The sequence below is a fragment of the Oleiphilus sp. HI0079 genome, assembly GCF_001635105.1.
In genome coordinates, this window is the sequence record NZ_LWFT01000357.1 from 1 (window position 1) to 817 (window position 817).

Below are 817 nucleotides of genomic sequence, written 5' to 3' on the forward strand. Positions count from 1 at the left end.
TTCTAGTACAAGGTGGAAGACATAAACATCGCTTTTCTAGGCGTCGGCTTAATGGGCCAACCAATGGTCACGAATCTCATCAATGCCGGCCATTCACTGCATCTTTGGAATCGAACACAAGAAAAACTCGATGCATTTAGAACTTCGTCATCCTGCTACGAAAGTGCCGATATTGCAGTCAGCCACGCAGACATCATCATCACTATGCTCGAAACAGGAGAGGTGGTCGAGTCAGTATTAATGCAAGAAGGTGTTCTGGATTCAATTTCGGCGGGCAGCCTAGTCATTGATATGAGTTCGATTCCGCCTGAACAAGCTCGTTCCCATGCCTCAAGGCTCCATGAGCGGAGTATTCGATACCTTGATGCGCCAGTCTCAGGCGGAACGGTCGGTGCGGCTGAAGCATCGCTTTCGATCATGGCAGGTGGAGAAAGAGCCGACGTTGAATACGCCAATTCCATTTTCAGCGCTCTCGGAAAAGCAACGCATATTGGAGCGCATGGCTGCGGCCAGCTCGCGAAATTGGCCAACCAGGCGATTGTTGGCATTACCATAGGCGCTGTGTCTGAGGCACTATTACTCGCTGCCAAAGGAGGGGCGGATCCCGTAGCTGTTCGAGAAGCGCTAAGTGGCGGATTTGCTGCGAGCCGAATTCTAGAGCTGCACGGCCAACGCATGATCGATGGCAACTATGAGCCGGGAGCCCGCAGTAGAGTACAACTAAAAGATATGCGCACAATTCTCGATGAAGCACGCCTTCAAGGCCTCACGCTTCCGCTATCACAGCGCACTCACGATGGATATCTGTCCCTCGTGG

General features: G+C 52.0%; 1 protein-coding gene. It reads left to right on the top strand.

Annotated elements, in window-relative coordinates; all coding sequences use genetic code 11:
- Positions 1–51: 51 nt before the first annotated feature.
- The coding region (locus tag A3750_RS04785; RefSeq protein WP_231871715.1) for an NAD(P)-dependent oxidoreductase at positions 52–817 on the top strand (766 nt) is incomplete at its 3' end.